This window comes from Enterobacter sp. Taxon_2 (assembly GCF_058355295.1).
Window position 1 is genome coordinate 1,904,892 of the sequence record NZ_CM178024.1, and the last position, 14,342, is coordinate 1,919,233.

Genomic DNA, 14,342 nt, shown 5'->3' on the forward strand with positions numbered 1-14,342 from the left:
TTTTTGCCTCTGCCTGCGGGAGACAACACGATGCTAGCCACTGTCCTTATCGCTGTCGTTGCACTCATCCATCTCTACATTCTTGTGCTGGAAATGTTCCTGTGGAATACCAAAACAGGGCACAAGGCCTTTAATCTGCGTCCAGACTTTGCGCGCGACACCCGCGTGCTGGCTGCAAATCAGGGGCTGTATAACGGTTTTCTGGCGGCCGGCCTGCTCTGGAGCCTCTGGCTCGGCGAAAAGGGGAGTCAGGTGGCCATCTTCTTCCTGGCCTGCGTGTTGATTGCCGGACTTTTTGGCGCGGCCACCGCCAGTCGAAAAATTTTGTATGTACAGGCCGTGCCCGCACTCGCTGCGCTGCTTGCGTTACTTATCTGAAGCAATGCTATGGTTGAGATAACGCGTCCGATATACTCTTGACGTTACCCTTAAAGGCCAGAGACGAGACTGTTATGAATAACAATATCCCACTGAAATATTATGACATTGCTGAGGAGTATGCGACGGAAGCCGCAGAGCAAGTTGCGGAGTCAGAACTCGACGCGCTGGCACATTATTTCCAGCTGCTGCTCACCCGTTTATCGAATAATGAGGAGATCAGCGAGGAGGCTCAGCAGGAGATGGCCGCTGAGGCCGGGATCCGTGCGGGTCGTATTGATGATATTGCGAATTTCCTCAATCAGTGGGGAAATGAATAGTCTGCTTTAAAAACCGTTATGCTGATGCTTTGCGATACAGCTCAGCATCACGCTATCGGACCACATGCATTTTTTCCGCAGAATATGCGAAGCAGGTTTGTCGATAAACAGCACGAAAATCACGGTCAGAAAAAAGAGTACCACTGGAAAAAGTAAGGATAATTTCACGTTTTTAACCAAAATAAGAGTGTGTTTCCGGGGAATCTACCATCTGATTGTGACGACTATATGTTTTTGCGTAAAAAATGGAAACGCCAAATCTAAAAAAAGGTCATGCCAGGCTTCTGGTTACGGTGCAACGCCGGTGAGTCGTTTCGCCAGCTCGCTCCGGGTGAGTGCTTTTGAAAAATACCATCCCTGAATCAGCGCATCGGGATATCGGCTCGCGATAAAGCGATACTGAATTTCATTTTCCACGCCCTCGAAAACAAGCGTTTTATTCAACTTCGCGAGGGCATCGCTGAAGATAGCAAAGATGTTTTGCTTATAATGTTCGCTGATGCCATCCACCAGTGACTTATCGATTTTAATCTCATCATATTCAAGCAGCGACAGGCGGGCGAGGTTTGAATTTTGCACGCCAAAATCATCTATTGATATTTTAACGCCGAGCGACTTGAGCTCCTGACAGAACCCCTCGAGGATATCTGCCGTGGAAACGGCTTTCTCAGAAAGTTCGACCTTCATCAGAGAAAGGGGAAAGTGATTGGCTAAACACGCTCGACGCAAAATGTTAATGAACTGCCCATCTTCAATTTCCTTCCGCCCAACGTTAATGGAGACGATCAGCTGATGTTTAATCGCCAGCGGGGCAATTTCTGAGAGGGATTTTTCGATAATATTATTATAATATTTTTTATACAGACCGATTTTTTTTATTAATGGGATAAACAGCTCCGGAGAGACGTCCCCATGCTTTTGGTCGCGCCATCGCGACAGAACTTCTACACCCACGATTTTTTGATCGTGAATGCGGATAATAGGCTGGTAGTTAACGCTGATGGTATTGGTCAGGACGGCCTTGATCAGCGTACGTTCCAGAGAAAAACGATCTTCATAGATACGGAAGATAAATAACGTTATCGCGACCCAGATAAAAAAGAGTATGACCGTGAGAAACGAAAAGATAAACAGGGGTAACGAGGCCAGCCCTGCATCGTGATGCTTCACGATGACGCACAGGTCCCAGAAGGCGCTGCACTGCGTCAGGGTCAGGGTAAACAACGACGAATGCAGCCAGCTCTGCTGTGTTAGCTCAGGGGAGGTCGTAAAAAAGGTTCTGCCGAAGTCTTTGGTGGTGGTACTCAGGGAATAGCTTGCCGTAACCGGGGTGAATTTATCGTAAGCATAGCGAGTGGTGAAGATAATAATATTATTATAAATTGCCGCATTGCCCGTGAAAAAATCTTTTCTGGAAAACTGCGCCAGAAGAAAGCCTCTCGGCGTTTTATGCAGTTCCGCAGGAAGCGCTACGGGCGTTGCAAGTTTACCCCAAAAAGCAGTACAGACTATTTTTCCCTTCTCGATAAAACCAATATCGTCGAAATAATAGTTATTCAGCGTTATTTGTCTGTAACTATCAAGACTGGTTTTATCACATCCCTGCGTAGTAATGCTTTTAAGGGCCAGCGCTATGCTTTGGGACAGGTCTTCCGAATAATGTAATAGGGTAAGGGATATCTCACGCTGTTTGCTCTTCTGCTGCCCCACGATAACAGCATTGACCGCATAAAGAGACAGGATGACCAGGAGCGTTGAAACGATCGCAACGGCAACGAGTTTTTTCATTTTCCAGTTATCCTGTCCGCTCCCTGATTTGACAAATCTTAACACAGCCAGGGCAAGGCACAAGCCTGATAATCACGTCAGGTGATCAAATTCGGGCAGGTGAACTCATACGAAAGTATCAGTTTTTTAAGACAATTCTCAGCTAAGCTATTTTCATTGTTATAAGCAATACCGGGTAAGTACAGGCTCTTCTTCCAGAACATCCATGCTTGTTTTTTCTATTAAGGAAATCATCGTGCGCAACGTGATGATCCCTATTCTGAGTGCCTTGTTTCTTTTTCTGAGCGGCATTCTGATTATTAACTGGCAGCTATGGCAGATGGCGAAGGCTAATAATAGTCATACCGCCATGGCAAGCACCCAGAAAATAGAAAATATCCTGGCGGAAGCCGTCAGTGCGGCCAGCACGGCGAAGCGCGTTGCGGAGCAGGGGTGTACCAGCAGCGGACAGCTGGCGCTGGGGACAGAAGCCGCGCTAAAACCACATCTGCGCGCCATCATGATCCAGCAGCAGGGTAAAATCATCTGTACTTCCCTTCCCGGGAATGGCGTATTGATTGTGCATCCGGAGACGTTACCTGAACATAAATTAATGCTGTTGCCCGGCAATCGACTGGTGAACGGCGTCCCGGTGCTTGTCTTCCAGATGCCCATCGCGGGAGGGCGTGTCATCGTCAGCGTCAGTGATGCGCATTTGCAGGACGTCATCGTGAACGCATCAAACGGCGTTGATCTGGGGTTGGTTGTCGGCAATAGCATGCTTGGGCGCAACGGTGATGTCACCGGCTGGAAAGCGGCCTCGTGGACGGGGTTACTTACGGCATCTACACAATTCCCCTTTAGTCTGGCCTGGCAACCGCCTGCCTTTTTTAGCCTGACGCGGCTACTGCAACAGGGATGGAGCCTGATACTACTGATTCTCGTGCTATCGGTGGCGGTGGGCATTTTGATCCGCCGTTACAAGGGGAAAAGCACCTCATTTGAAGACGACTTACGTAAGGCCATTTTGCAGGGGGAGATCGTGCCGTATTACCAGCCGATCGTGAACGGTGATACCGGCGGGCTGTATGGCGTTGAAGTCCTGGCAAGATGGAAGCATCCAAAGTCAGGCTTTATTCCACCGGATGTCTTTATTCCGATTGCTGAACGTAGCGGTTTGATTATTCCGCTAACCAAAGGGTTGATGGCGAAAGTGGTGATGCAGCTTAAGCCGCTTTTGCCTAAGCTCCCGGACGGGTTTCATATTGGGGTGAACATCAGCGCCAGACACATCAATGCGCCATCCTTCATCGGTGACTGTCGTGTATTCGGGAAGGGGTTTCAGGGTAAAGAAGTCAAACTGGTTCTCGAGGTGACCGAGCGTGAGCCGCTGATCGATAATCCTCACCTGGTGGAAAACCTTAACATGCTGCATAACGCCGGTTTTGTCATTGCACTGGATGATTTTGGTACCGGCTATTCAGGTCTTTCATGCCTTAATGCGCTTGCCATTGATTATATTAAAATTGATAAAAGCTTTGTGAACCGGGTTTCAGATGAAAAAGACTCAACGATCCTGCTGGACTGCGTCATTGACCTGGCGAAAAAACTCTCATTACGCATTGTGGCTGAAGGCGTAGAAACGAAAGCGCAGCTGGAGTATCTCAACCGTAATGAGATTACGCTGTTGCAGGGTTATTATTTTGGTAAGCCCGTCTCCTATATCGATTTTATTAAAGTCATTTTATCTAAGCCCCGGGAGACGGTAAGTTTGTAAAACGAAATTACGACGAGCTTCTGTTGCATGCTTAAGTGCAATTCATTTTCCTCTTATCCTGAGCTTTGTTACAGTGACAAGAGTTGTCAGCCAGGGATGTCAGGCGTGATAAGGTGGAAAAGCTCGTGCATGTGAAAAATACTTTTTACACAACAACCATTACCGTCATCATTGTCTCGTTGATCATCTCGCTGTCGCTTGCCGTCCAAATTGCCACGTCCAGACAGCAGTCAATCCAGCAAATTAATACCAGCGTCGCTAACCTGAGCCATACCCTTGATGTCTACACCGAGGGGATCATGCGCCAGAGTGAAATGTTAATTACTACCGTTTCCGACATAATCGAAATTTATGGTATGACCCCGCAGCAGGCGACCCATATTCAACGGATGATAAATAATCAGGATAATCTCCTTACCCAGATTAATAATGTGGTTGTTTACGATGCTCAGGGCGATATCTTTACCGCGTTGCACGAAACTTTTACGGGCCCACACAAAGGATCGGACAGGTCATTTTTTATCTATCACAAGGAAAATAAAAATCAGCAGATTTTTATTGGCGAGCCCGTAGTCAGCAGAACCAATGGTAAATGGGTCATCACCATTAGTCGGCGCCTTGAAACCCACACCGGGGCATTTAACGGTGTCGTGGTGGTGACCCTGGGTATCGAGAATTTTCTCGCGCTCTACGGGCAGATTAATATTGGTCACGCGGGCGTCATTGGCTTAACAACAGAGTCAGGCGTGCTGCTGGTCCGTTATCCTTTTAAAAATACCTATATTGGCACGATTGTTTCCGATTCACCGCTCTTCAGGAAATACCTCAAGGTACAAAATACCGGGATAGCCAGTTCCATTTCGCGGTTTGATAAGATCGAACGCATTTATGCCTATGAGAAAAACAGACGCTACGGGCTGGTCACCACCGTGGCCGTCAGCATTGATGAGGCCCTTGCACCCTGGCGCAAGCAGGCGATTCAGCTGGCGGTACTCATTTTCGTGTTCACGGCGATACTCATCGTCGCGTCATACTTCCTGTATTCCGACTTATCCAGAAAAACCAGAGATAACAAGGCGCTGAAGATTATCGCCTCTGAGGATGCGCTGACCGGGCTTTACAACCGTCGCATTTTTGATGAAAAAATCCTCTCGGAAATCGCGCTTTGTGCCGCGCATGATGCACCGATTTCGATACTGATTGTGGACGTGGACTTCTTCAAAAAATACAACGATAACTACGGCCATCCGGAAGGGGACCGCTGTCTGGCGCTGCTGGGAAACAGTCTCAGGGAGAGTCTTACTCGTGGTAATCAGATCGTGGCGCGCTACGGCGGAGAGGAGTTTGCGCTGATATTACCTGATACGGACATCCAGGAAGCGCTTCGTCTGGCCCAGACGATTATTCGCAACGTGTTCTCGCTGCAAATCGTCCATGCCTTTAGCCCCTTTGGGCGGGTAACGGTCAGCGTCGGAATTTCTACCGCACGTGCCGTCGACATCGCGGGCAGCCAGCAGAATATCATTATCGCCGCTGACCAGGCGCTCTATCAGGCAAAACGCGCGGGACGTAACCGGTACGCGTTTGTTGGGGTATGACAGGAGAAAAACCACATAGAGTGATGCTTATCACAAATTTCCTTTCTCAGATCCTGTGCTATTCTTTTTTGTGTCGTTGATTTAATGACAAAAACCATACAGAGAGGAAAGTTATGGGAATTTTATCCTGGATTATCTTTGGGCTTATTGCGGGTATTCTGGCGAAGTGGATCATGCCGGGCAAAGATGGCGGTGGGTTTATCGTCACCGTAATACTGGGTATTGTCGGTGCGGTAGTCGGCGGCTGGATCAGTACGCTGTTCGGTTTTGGCAAGGTCGATGGCTTTAACTTCGGCAGTTTCGCCGTCGCGGTGATCGGTGCGCTGGTTGTTCTGTTTATCTACAGAAAGATCAAAAGCTAAGTTCTGAAAGCGATGAAAAAGGCTGCCGGATGGCGGCCTTTTTACGTATCGGGTTTACCACCAGCCAAGCTGCGTGCCGGCAAACGCCGCAATGGCAACGATCAGCATAATGACGGTTGTCTTCCGCATTTATGCTCCCGGAGCCGCGTAGCCGCCGACAAAAAACCACGCTAAAAAAACCACCGCCGTTATAAATATAACGACCGGGAAAAGGATCCCTATTCTCATACCATCACCTGTTTCGGTTTCAATAACGCCGTAGAGTGTACGGGGTTAATCCATAGTGAGAAAGCGTGTTTTGCTTTTTCCTTTCTTATCCTGATACATCGCCACATCCGCAGCACGTAACGCGCTGTCAGGATCGGTTGCGGCAGGGTCCACTTCGATAACGCCGAAGCTGGCTCCCGGATAAATAATATGAACGCTGCCCAGCCAGTATTCGCCGGCGATGCAGGCGCTGAGGCGCGTTTTGAGCAACGTAAGCTGCGCGTTATCCCCGTCCTGGTGGGGCTGGCTCAGCGACGCGACCAGAAATTCATCCCCCCCCAGACGACCGATAATATCGTCCTGCTGTTTCTCTTCGGTCAAACGCTTGCCCACTTCTATCAGAAACTGGTCGCCAGCCTCGTGGCCGTAACGATCGTTAATCAGCTTGAAATCATCCAGATCGATAAATGCGATGATGGCGTTACGCTTCAGGTGCCGGGCCAGAGAAAAGAGGGTGGTCAGATCTTCAAAAATGGCGCGACGGTTGGGTAAACCGGTAAGGGCATCCGTATAGGAGTGCGCGATGAGGGCCGCATTGGCTTCGCGAAGCTGGGTCACCAGCGACTCTTTCTGAATGGACTGGGCAATCAGCCCGGCGAAGAGCTTCAGAACCTGTTCACCGCGCTCGCTCAGCGGCTTTCTGGCCGTGCTGGTGGCGCAGAGCGTTCCGTAAAGTGAACCATCCGCAAGATGGACTGGAATACTCATGTAGGTGGTAATGCCAAGCGCTTTTGCAGCTTCACACTCGGGCCAGCGTTCGGGCACGTCATTGCTGAACATCGTGTCACTGTCCAGCGCGCGTTTGCACAGCGTCTCATCCCATGGGACGCTCAGCCCCTCCGGGATCGTCATCTGTTTGCTGTTGCGGGCATAGAGGATGTGCTGCAGCCGCGCCTCGATATCCACCTTCGTCAGGTAGGTCGACTCCATGTCGGTGACAATCTCCAGCATCTCCAGCAGCTGGCGAACGAGGCTTTCAAGGGATTGCTCGGTGGCAAGGGTTTCTGAAACGCGAGCGAGGATAAGATCCGACATGACGTAGAATGACTCCCAGGCAGAAGACGTCTGCATCTGCATGTTATGCTGAGTTTTTAGGCTTCAGGCATAGTAAAACATGAATACAGAAAATTTAATATATTCAGGGAGCGGACGGCAGGATAGAAAAAAAGCCCCGTTGTTGAGACCGGGGCAAAGACATCTTGATTACGGAATGATGTTCTCTGGTCATATCGAGAACATGCCACACTATAGTGCTGAAAAGTGCAGTTAAAATGGAGAAATCATGGAGAACGCGGCGATGACCCGTTACCCTTAGGCTGTCATGATGTCACAAGGATCAATGAGATGAGATTTCTGCTTCTGGCGCTGGCGCTTCCCCTGGCCGCCTGCACCGCAAAAACCACGCCACCCGATGCACCGAAACCGCCGCACGTTATCGGTATGGCGAACCCGGCCTCCGTCTACTGCCTGGAGAAAGGCGGGGAACAGATCCCGGTTCAAAGTCCTCAGGGCGTTCGCACCGAGTGCAAATTACCGGGCGGCGAAGTGATCGATGAATGGACGCTCTATCGCCGCGATCATCCGCAACCCACCAGGTGACAGACGGATACCGCCTGCGATACACTTCTCTTTAGGATTAATCTTAGCCAGTTTCTGGCGTTCGTTTCCGCGAGAGAAGTATGTTTCAGCTAAAACCGGGCAGCATGGCGATGATCGTGGGTGCCCGCACGGCGTCAGGCCGTCGAAATATTGGTAAATCTGTTGAGCTGTTTGGCCTGTGCCAGCCTGGCCTGCGCTTCGTTAACCCGGTCAACGGCGTGATGACGCAATTACCGACCACCGCAGATCGCGCGCTCTGGCTGGTGACGGGGGATGTCTACGCCTTTGACAACCAGCACGGCTTTGCGTTTGTCCGCGCCGAACATCTGATGCCGCTCACCCCCGATGAAGCGCCGCAAATCCTCGATGAGCTGGCGATCGGCTGATCACAGGTGGCGCAGCCAGTCGGCTAATACCAGGGCGTGATTTTGCTCCGTGTTTTTGGCAGCAAAGAGCAGGGTGACGGTCTGCCTGTGCGCCAGCGTTGCCAGACGCACGCCCTCGTCAGCATGCTGCGCCAGCTCTTCCCGATAGGCCTGACTGAAGGCGGCGAAATCAATGGTTTCGCTATGAAAGGCCTTGCGTAGTTCAGTTGAGGGCGTGAGCGCTTTACACCATTCGTCATACGCGAGGTCCGTTTTCTTAACACCGCGCGGCCACAGCCTGTCCACCAGTACCCGATAGCCATCGTCAGGGCCTGCCTGTTCGTACACGCGTTTGCATTGAATCATGATTCCACCCTCCCAATTTAAGGTATTGTGATAATTGCAAAAGATCGGTAGTCTGAGGTTCCTTATGTTATCTGATAATACTCTGGCATAAGGAACCTTTCATGGAACACCTCCCGGTTAAAACGACGCTGCGCATTGCGCTGGTTGGCGATTACAATCCCAGTGTAATTGCGCATCAGGCGATCCCGCTGGCCATCGACGACGCCGCCGCAGTGCTTGACCTCACCGCCGATTACGACTGGCTTGCCACCACGGAGCTGACAAGCCCTGAAGATCTGGTGGGCTACGATGCCATCTGGCTGGTACCCGCCAGCCCCTATAAAAACACCGAGGCCGCTTTTATCGCCGCGCGCTATGCCCGTGAAAACAGCATCCCGTTCCTGGGCACCTGCGGCGGGTTCCAGCATGCGCTGATTGAGTATGCCCGAAACGTGCTGGGCTGGGCTGATGCGGCACACGCTGAGACGGATACCGAAGGCACCATGGTGATTGCGCCGCTGACCTGCTCGCTGGTGGAAAAAACCGATGCGATTGAACTGCGCAAAAATACGCTGATCGCCAAAGCGTACGGCAAACCGGAAATTGAAGAGGGGTATCACTGTAACTATGGCGTGTCGCCGGCGTTTGCGCAGGCGCTGGAAAGCGGTGATATGCATGTTACGGGCTGGGACGACCAGGGAGAAATTCGTGCCGCAGAACTGGTCACGCACCCGTTCTTCGTGATCACCTTATTCCAGCACGAGCGTGGTGCGCTGGAAGGACGTCCGGTCGTGCTGGTGCAGGCGATGCTGCGCGCGGCCCGGGGTTAAAAAAGGCAGACCCGAGGGTCTGCCACACTGTTTAACGGGGCGCGATCTCCCGGTCTCGCCCGGCTAAGATGCCGCAGAGGGCCATTATCACCGCGGCCAGGGCGCAGCCCAGAAGCGGGATCCGCCAGTCTCCTGCGCTATCGTGAATTTTCCCCATCAGCGGAGGGCCGCAGGCGGCGAGCAGATAGCCAATCGACTGCGCCATGCCGGACAGCGCCGCAGCCTGGTGCGCGGAGCTGGCGCGCAGACCGATGAACGTCAGGCCGAGGATCATCGTTGCTCCTGTGCCAAAGCCAAACACCAGCGTCCACATCACCGCCATGCCTGGCGTAAACCATAATCCCGCCGCGCTTATCGCGCACAGCAGCGCCACTGCGCCTGCAAGGGCCCGCTGATCTTTCAGACGGTGGAGGATCAGCGGCACGGCAAGCCCCGGCACGGCCGTGGCCAGCTGCAGCAGTCCGTGCACCGAGCCGGCCTGCGCTTCGCTGTAGCCGTGGCTCAGCAGTATCGCCGGCAGCCAGCCGATGATGACGTAGTAAATCAGCGAGTTAATCCCTAAAAAGAGCGTCACCTGCCAGGCGAGCGCCGAGCGCCAGATGGCGCGATTATGCAGCGCGCCAGCGCCCGTTACCGCTGCAACGTGTTTCTGACGCCACTGGGGTAACCAGAGCAGCAGCGCGACCAGCGGAAACGCCATCAGCATCAGCAGTGCGCCATGCCAGCCCGCGTTCCCCTGCGCCAGGGGAACAATCATCGCTGAACCAAACGCCGCCGAGACGCCCATCGTCAGGGAATAAGCACCGGTGAGCTTCGCCACCTGGCCCGGAAAGTCACGCTTAATTAATCCGGGTAACAGCACGTTCCCGAGCGCAATACCGCAGCCAATGACTGCCGTACCGATGAACAGCAGCGCGGCGGAAGGCAGAGAGCGAACCGCAATTCCGGCGCAAATCAGCAGCAGGGAGATAAACAGGCTGCGCTCCATGCCGATACGTCGGGCAACGCCTGCGGCGAGCGGCGAGATAAGGGCGAAAGCCAGCAGAGGCAGGGTGGTCAGCAGACCGGTTTGCGCCGTGCTTAAGCCATAATCAAGACGAATAGTGTCGAGCAGCGGCGCTGCGCCGGTAAAGGTGACGCGAAGCGTAGTGGCAATCATCAGGATGCCTGCAATCAACAGCGCGCCGTGTTTTCCTGAGGTGCGAATAGCAGTAGTCATTATGTTCTCATACGTTCAAGCGAGGGCACACAATACCGATTTTCTCAGCGGTTGAAATCAGGCTAAAATGACAGTTTATCGCTAATATCGGACAAGCTGATGATTGGTCTGGGACTGGAGGGCTACGATCCTGATAGCCAGTACGATGCGGCCGTCGCATTTCGCATTCAGGTGGTGGCGGAGGAACAATATATTCCCCGGCATCATCACCGTAAGGGGCAGCTGATTCTGGCCCTTGGCGGCGCAATCACCTGCGAAGTGGAAAATGCGATGCTGATGGTTCCGCCCCAGTACGCCGTCTGGATCCCCGGCCAGATGCCGCACAGCAACAGAGCCACGCCGGGCGCGCAGCTCTGCTTTTTATTTATTGAGCCGGGGGCGGCAAGCTTGCCCGAACGCTGCTGTACCCTGAAAATCTCTCCTCTGGTGCGGGAGCTGATTTTATCCCTGGCGGAAAAATCGCGTGAGCAGCTTCCTCTTGCGACCACGTCGCGCCTGGTGGACGTGCTGTTTGACGAGCTGCCGCTCCAGCGTCAGGAACATCTGCAGCTGCCCGTCTCGCCCCATCCTAAAATTCGACTGATGAGCGAGAAGATGGCGGAAGAGCCCGCCGCCTGGCAGACGCTGGCGCAGTGGGCGAGCCATTTTGCCATGAGCGAACGCAGCCTGGCGCGGCTGGTGGTGAAAGAGACCGGTTTAAGCTTTCGCCGCTGGCGTCACCAGCTGCAGCTGATCGTGGCGTTACAGCACCTGATCGGCGGGAAATCGGTACAGCAGGTGGCCCAGTCACTGGGCTATGACTCGACCACCGCGTTTATCACCATGTTCAGAAAGGGACTGGGCCAGACGCCAGCGCGTTATATGGCCAGCCTGACTACGACTTCCCGATAAACAGCGAGACAAGGCCTGCCGCAATCAGCGGGCCGACCGGCACGCCGCGGAAGAGCGCCACGCCCAGCACGGTGCCCACCAGCAGACCCGCCACCAGCGAGGGCTGGCTGCTCATCAGCGTGACGCCGCGACCGCCCAGCCACGACACAAAAATCCCCACCGCGATCGCCACCAGCGATTTCCAGTTTACGAATGAGTGCAGCAGGGTTGATGCAGGAAGCGTACCGCTGGCGATGGGCGCCATTACCCCGATGGTTAAAATGATTATCCCGATGGTGAGGCCTTGTTTTTCTATCCACGGGAAAAAGGTATTTAACGGGGTCACGCGAACAATAATAAGCACCAGAATCGAGATGGCGACCGTGGTGTTATGGCTGACAAAGCCGAGCGCGGCGAGTGCCAGAAGAATGAGCAGAGTAGGGTCAAACATAGGGAATCCTTGCCAGAATAATTAACCTGCTTACTGTACGCGCAAACGCGACGCAGGACAGTTTTAAAAAGATTTTATTGTTGTCATAACCTTGTCATTTACGCGGATTAAAACGGAGGCAGATATCGCAAAAGGGGTCGCCATCATGAACGATCACATGTTTGTGGAAACGCTGATTATCTCCTCATCGTTTTTCGCTATTGCCGTTATTCTCGTCGCCTCCGTGCTGTTTCTGGAACGAAAAGGCTGACAGGGCGTCAGCCATTGTAGTTACGCTTTATGGAAAGTTACCAGCTCAGGACGGGCGATGCGCAGGTAATCCTGGGTATCCATAATCACGGATTTCTCCAGCAGGCCAGCGTTAAACGCGATTTCGTCAAAACGCTCGAACAGCAGCGGGTCGGCAACCAGCGCCAAATCAGGATGGAAGCTAAAGGGCGGGATAGCGCCGAAAACGCAGGCGGTCAGGGTATCGACCTCGGCCGGGCTGGCGAGGGAGGCCTTTAGCCCGCCAAAATGGCTGGCAAGCTGGCTCAGGTCAGCCTGCAGATCGGCGGCGAGGATCGCCAGAACGTGTTTTTTTACGCCGTTTCCCTTCACCTTGCAGACCAGGGCTTTGGCGCCTTGCCGCAGATCGGTTCCGCGAATTTCACTTACCGCTTCACATTTCCCGACCGCCTCGTGCTCCATGACGCGAAACCGCGCGCCCTGCTCGGTGAGTAAGGTAATCAGTTGCTGGTGGGTTCCTGCCCCAATAACGTCGTCAGTCATAACGATTTCCCGGTGATAATCCAGTATGCAGCGTTCTACATTAGCACGGGATGAACGGGGTCGAAAGAAAACAGCCAGCGCTTTCGCTGGCTGTTTGATTATGCGTTGCTGGTAGAAGATTGCTTGTGGAACAGCTCCCTGAACACCGGATAAATATCATCCTGGTCACGGATATGCTGCATGGCAAAATTATCGAACATCGATTGCAGATGTTCATACTCCCGCCACAGGGTCTGGTGTGCACGGCGGGTGATTTCGATATAGCTGTAGTAACGCACCACCGGCAGAATTTTCTTCGCCAGGATTTCGTGACACAGCGGTGAGTCGTCGGCCCAGTTATCGCCGTCCGACGCCTGCGCGGCATAAATATTCCACTGCGACGGGTCGTAACGCTCTTTCACCACTTCATCCATCAGCTTCAGGGCGCTTGAGACGATGGTCCCGCCGGTCTCCTGCGAGTAGAAGAACTCATGCTCATCCACCTCTTTCGCCTGAGTGTGGTGGCGGATATAGACCACCTCCACGTTCTTATAGGTTCTGCTCAGGAACAGATAGAGCAGAATATAAAAACGCTTCGCCATATCTTTGGTGGCCTGGTCCATCGAACCGGACACGTCCATCAGACAGAACATCACCGCCTGGCTGGAGGGCTCAGGGCGTTTTTCGTAGTTCTTGTAGCGCAGGTCGAAGGTGTCGATAAACGGTACCCGTTCGATCTTCGCCCTCAGCTCTGCAATCTCTTTACGCAGGCGCTCCTCTTCCAGCAGTTGCGCCGGTTCCGTGTTTTCCACCACCTTCAGGCTGCTCTCCAGCTCGCGCAGTTCGCGACGTTTGCCTGCCGTCATGGCCGTGCGTCGCGCCAGCGAATTCTGCAACGAACGCACGACGCTGATATTGGCGGGCACGCCGTTGGCGGTATAGCCCGCGCGATGGGTTTTATATTCATTAAGTTGACGATGCTGATTCTTTTTCAGATTCGGCAGCGCCAGGTCTTCAAACAGTAGGTCGAGATATTCATCTTTCGAAATCTGGAAGACAAATTCGTCCTGGCCTTCACCGTCCTGGCTGGCCTGTCCCTGACCGCTTCCTGAACCACCGCCGCCGCCGCCCTGAGGGCGCTCAATTCTGTCGTTCTGAACGAAGTGGTCATTACCTGGGTGTACGCGATGGCGCAGGCCGCCTCGCCCCTGATGAAACATCGGTTCGCTGATGTCATCGGTGGGGATGGAGACAGATTCGCCGCTGTCGACGTCGGTCACCGAGCGTTTGTTGATGGCCTCGGAGATAGACTGTTTAATTTGCGCTTTATAACGACGCAAGAAGCGCTGGCGGTTCACCGTGCTCTTGTTTTTGCCGTTAAGACGCCGGTCAATAAACCAGGTCATATACCCCCCGTACTGCATTTGCCAACTTGCATTTTGTA

General features: G+C 53.1%; 18 protein-coding genes. 10 read left to right on the forward strand and 8 right to left on the reverse strand.

Annotation, left to right across the window (positions count from 1 at the left end; genetic code table 11):
• Positions 1-30 precede the first annotated feature (30 nt).
• Entirely contained in the window at positions 31-378 is a 348-nt protein-coding gene (locus tag AC4IC4_RS08950) for a DUF1304 domain-containing protein (RefSeq protein WP_048990787.1), read from the forward strand.
• A 74-nt stretch (positions 379-452) separates the two neighbouring features.
• On the forward strand, positions 453-698 hold the full coding sequence (locus tag AC4IC4_RS08955; protein WP_048990786.1) for a DUF2543 family protein: 246 nt from the start codon (positions 453-455) through the stop codon (positions 696-698).
• Positions 699-986: 288 nt separating this feature from the next.
• On the opposite strand, the gene AC4IC4_RS08960 is transcribed toward AC4IC4_RS08955, so the two are convergent.
• A complete protein-coding gene (locus tag AC4IC4_RS08960) occupies positions 987-2,486 on the reverse strand; it encodes an EAL domain-containing protein (RefSeq protein WP_407859763.1) in 1,500 nt (499 codons plus the stop codon).
• 235 nt (positions 2,487-2,721) lie between these two features.
• On the opposite strand from AC4IC4_RS08960, the gene AC4IC4_RS08965 reads away from it, so the two are divergent.
• From AC4IC4_RS08965 to AC4IC4_RS08975, 3 genes are all read left to right on the forward strand, one after another.
• Positions 2,722-4,242: an EAL domain-containing protein gene (locus AC4IC4_RS08965; protein WP_491472568.1), complete on the forward strand. Its 1,521-nt coding sequence runs from the start codon at positions 2,722-2,724 to the stop codon at positions 4,240-4,242.
• 113 nt (positions 4,243-4,355) lie between these two features.
• A complete protein-coding gene (locus tag AC4IC4_RS08970; protein ID WP_491472569.1) occupies positions 4,356-5,840 on the forward strand; it encodes a sensor domain-containing diguanylate cyclase in 1,485 nt (494 codons plus the stop codon).
• A 113-nt stretch (positions 5,841-5,953) separates the two neighbouring features.
• Entirely contained in the window at positions 5,954-6,202 is a 249-nt protein-coding gene (locus AC4IC4_RS08975) for a GlsB/YeaQ/YmgE family stress response membrane protein (RefSeq protein WP_008500746.1), read from the forward strand.
• Between the two features lie 129 nt (positions 6,203-6,331).
• Here AC4IC4_RS08975 and AC4IC4_RS08980 read toward each other — a convergent pair whose 3' ends face one another.
• Both AC4IC4_RS08980 and AC4IC4_RS08985 read right to left on the reverse strand, forming a co-directional pair.
• Complete coding sequence (locus tag AC4IC4_RS08980) at positions 6,332-6,430, reverse strand: YoaK family small membrane protein (protein WP_014883431.1); 99 nt, start codon at positions 6,428-6,430, stop codon at positions 6,332-6,334.
• 45 nt (positions 6,431-6,475) lie between these two features.
• Positions 6,476-7,504 (reverse strand): sensor domain-containing diguanylate cyclase, encoded by a 1,029-nt coding sequence (locus AC4IC4_RS08985; RefSeq protein ID WP_048990801.1) that lies wholly within the window; start codon positions 7,502-7,504, stop codon positions 6,476-6,478.
• A 309-nt stretch (positions 7,505-7,813) separates the two neighbouring features.
• Here AC4IC4_RS08985 and AC4IC4_RS08990 point away from each other — a divergent pair, with 309 nt between their 5' ends.
• The gene (locus AC4IC4_RS08990; RefSeq protein WP_024908585.1) at positions 7,814-8,068 is read left to right on the forward strand and encodes a putative hemolysin; all 255 of its coding nucleotides are present in this window, start codon (positions 7,814-7,816) and stop codon (positions 8,066-8,068) included.
• 80 nt (positions 8,069-8,148) lie between these two features.
• The gene (locus AC4IC4_RS08995; RefSeq protein ID WP_032650897.1) at positions 8,149-8,454 is read left to right on the forward strand and encodes a nuclear transport factor 2 family protein; all 306 of its coding nucleotides are present in this window, start codon (positions 8,149-8,151) and stop codon (positions 8,452-8,454) included.
• Here the strand turns inward: AC4IC4_RS08995 and AC4IC4_RS09000 are convergent, their stop codons facing one another.
• Positions 8,455-8,799: a DUF488 domain-containing protein gene (locus AC4IC4_RS09000; RefSeq protein WP_032650899.1), complete on the reverse strand. Its 345-nt coding sequence runs from the start codon at positions 8,797-8,799 to the stop codon at positions 8,455-8,457.
• Between the two features lie 101 nt (positions 8,800-8,900).
• On the opposite strand from AC4IC4_RS09000, the gene AC4IC4_RS09005 reads away from it, so the two are divergent.
• Positions 8,901-9,608 (forward strand): CTP synthase C-terminal region-related (seleno)protein, encoded by a 708-nt coding sequence (locus tag AC4IC4_RS09005; RefSeq protein WP_061715518.1) that lies wholly within the window; start codon positions 8,901-8,903, stop codon positions 9,606-9,608.
• Positions 9,609-9,639: 31 nt separating this feature from the next.
• Here the strand turns inward: AC4IC4_RS09005 and AC4IC4_RS09010 are convergent, their stop codons facing one another.
• The gene (locus AC4IC4_RS09010) at positions 9,640-10,827 is read right to left on the reverse strand and encodes a CynX/NimT family MFS transporter (protein ID WP_491472570.1); all 1,188 of its coding nucleotides are present in this window, start codon (positions 10,825-10,827) and stop codon (positions 9,640-9,642) included.
• A gap of 99 nt (positions 10,828-10,926) precedes the next feature.
• Here AC4IC4_RS09010 and AC4IC4_RS09015 point away from each other — a divergent pair, with 99 nt between their 5' ends.
• Positions 10,927-11,718, forward strand: a complete 792-nt coding sequence (locus AC4IC4_RS09015) for an AraC family transcriptional regulator (protein WP_032650905.1) — start codon at positions 10,927-10,929, stop codon at positions 11,716-11,718.
• Here AC4IC4_RS09015 and AC4IC4_RS09020 read toward each other — a convergent pair.
• A complete protein-coding gene (locus AC4IC4_RS09020; protein ID WP_024908579.1) occupies positions 11,702-12,148 on the reverse strand; it encodes a DUF441 domain-containing protein in 447 nt (148 codons plus the stop codon). The genes AC4IC4_RS09015 and AC4IC4_RS09020 overlap by 17 nt on opposite strands.
• A gap of 145 nt (positions 12,149-12,293) precedes the next feature.
• On the opposite strand from AC4IC4_RS09020, the gene yoaI reads away from it, so the two are divergent.
• A complete protein-coding gene (yoaI, locus tag AC4IC4_RS09025; protein WP_010430055.1) occupies positions 12,294-12,398 on the forward strand; it encodes a small membrane protein YoaI in 105 nt (34 codons plus the stop codon).
• 20 nt (positions 12,399-12,418) lie between these two features.
• Here yoaI and AC4IC4_RS09030 read toward each other — a convergent pair whose 3' ends face one another.
• Together AC4IC4_RS09030 and AC4IC4_RS09035 are read right to left on the reverse strand one after the other, a co-directional pair.
• Positions 12,419-12,919 carry a YbaK/prolyl-tRNA synthetase associated domain-containing protein gene (locus AC4IC4_RS09030; protein ID WP_047651996.1) on the reverse strand — a complete coding sequence of 167 codons (501 nt, stop codon included), beginning with the start codon at positions 12,917-12,919 and terminating at the stop codon, positions 12,419-12,421.
• A gap of 98 nt (positions 12,920-13,017) precedes the next feature.
• Positions 13,018-14,304, reverse strand: coding sequence for a YeaH/YhbH family protein (locus AC4IC4_RS09035; protein ID WP_491472571.1), 1,287 nt, complete (start codon positions 14,302-14,304; stop codon positions 13,018-13,020).
• Positions 14,305-14,342 lie beyond the last annotated feature (38 nt).

Bases quoted from the DNA above. Each gene is read 5' to 3' on its own strand.
- AC4IC4_RS09010 (WP_491472570.1), bottom strand. From the start codon at position 10,827: ATGACTACTGCTATTCGCACCTCAGGAAAACACGGCGCGCTGTTGATT.
- yoaI (WP_010430055.1), top strand. From the start codon at position 12,294: ATGAACGATCACATGTTTGTGGAAACGCTGATTATCTCCTCATCGTTT.
- AC4IC4_RS08995 (WP_032650897.1), top strand. From the start codon at position 8,149: ATGTTTCAGCTAAAACCGGGCAGCATGGCGATGATCGTGGGTGCCCGC.
- AC4IC4_RS08955 (WP_048990786.1), top strand. From the start codon at position 453: ATGAATAACAATATCCCACTGAAATATTATGACATTGCTGAGGAGTAT.
- AC4IC4_RS09035 (WP_491472571.1), bottom strand. From the start codon at position 14,304: ATGACCTGGTTTATTGACCGGCGTCTTAACGGCAAAAACAAGAGCACG.
- AC4IC4_RS08960 (WP_407859763.1), bottom strand. From the start codon at position 2,486: ATGAAAAAACTCGTTGCCGTTGCGATCGTTTCAACGCTCCTGGTCATC.
- AC4IC4_RS09030 (WP_047651996.1), bottom strand. From the start codon at position 12,919: ATGACTGACGACGTTATTGGGGCAGGAACCCACCAGCAACTGATTACC.
- AC4IC4_RS08975 (WP_008500746.1), top strand. From the start codon at position 5,954: ATGGGAATTTTATCCTGGATTATCTTTGGGCTTATTGCGGGTATTCTG.
- AC4IC4_RS09005 (WP_061715518.1), top strand. From the start codon at position 8,901: ATGGAACACCTCCCGGTTAAAACGACGCTGCGCATTGCGCTGGTTGGC.
- AC4IC4_RS08985 (WP_048990801.1), bottom strand. From the start codon at position 7,504: ATGTCGGATCTTATCCTCGCTCGCGTTTCAGAAACCCTTGCCACCGAG.
- AC4IC4_RS08950 (WP_048990787.1), top strand. From the start codon at position 31: ATGCTAGCCACTGTCCTTATCGCTGTCGTTGCACTCATCCATCTCTAC.
- AC4IC4_RS09015 (WP_032650905.1), top strand. From the start codon at position 10,927: ATGATTGGTCTGGGACTGGAGGGCTACGATCCTGATAGCCAGTACGAT.
- AC4IC4_RS09020 (WP_024908579.1), bottom strand. From the start codon at position 12,148: ATGTTTGACCCTACTCTGCTCATTCTTCTGGCACTCGCCGCGCTCGGC.
- AC4IC4_RS08990 (WP_024908585.1), top strand. From the start codon at position 7,814: ATGAGATTTCTGCTTCTGGCGCTGGCGCTTCCCCTGGCCGCCTGCACC.
- AC4IC4_RS08980 (WP_014883431.1), bottom strand. From the start codon at position 6,430: ATGAGAATAGGGATCCTTTTCCCGGTCGTTATATTTATAACGGCGGTG.
- AC4IC4_RS09000 (WP_032650899.1), bottom strand. From the start codon at position 8,799: ATGATTCAATGCAAACGCGTGTACGAACAGGCAGGCCCTGACGATGGC.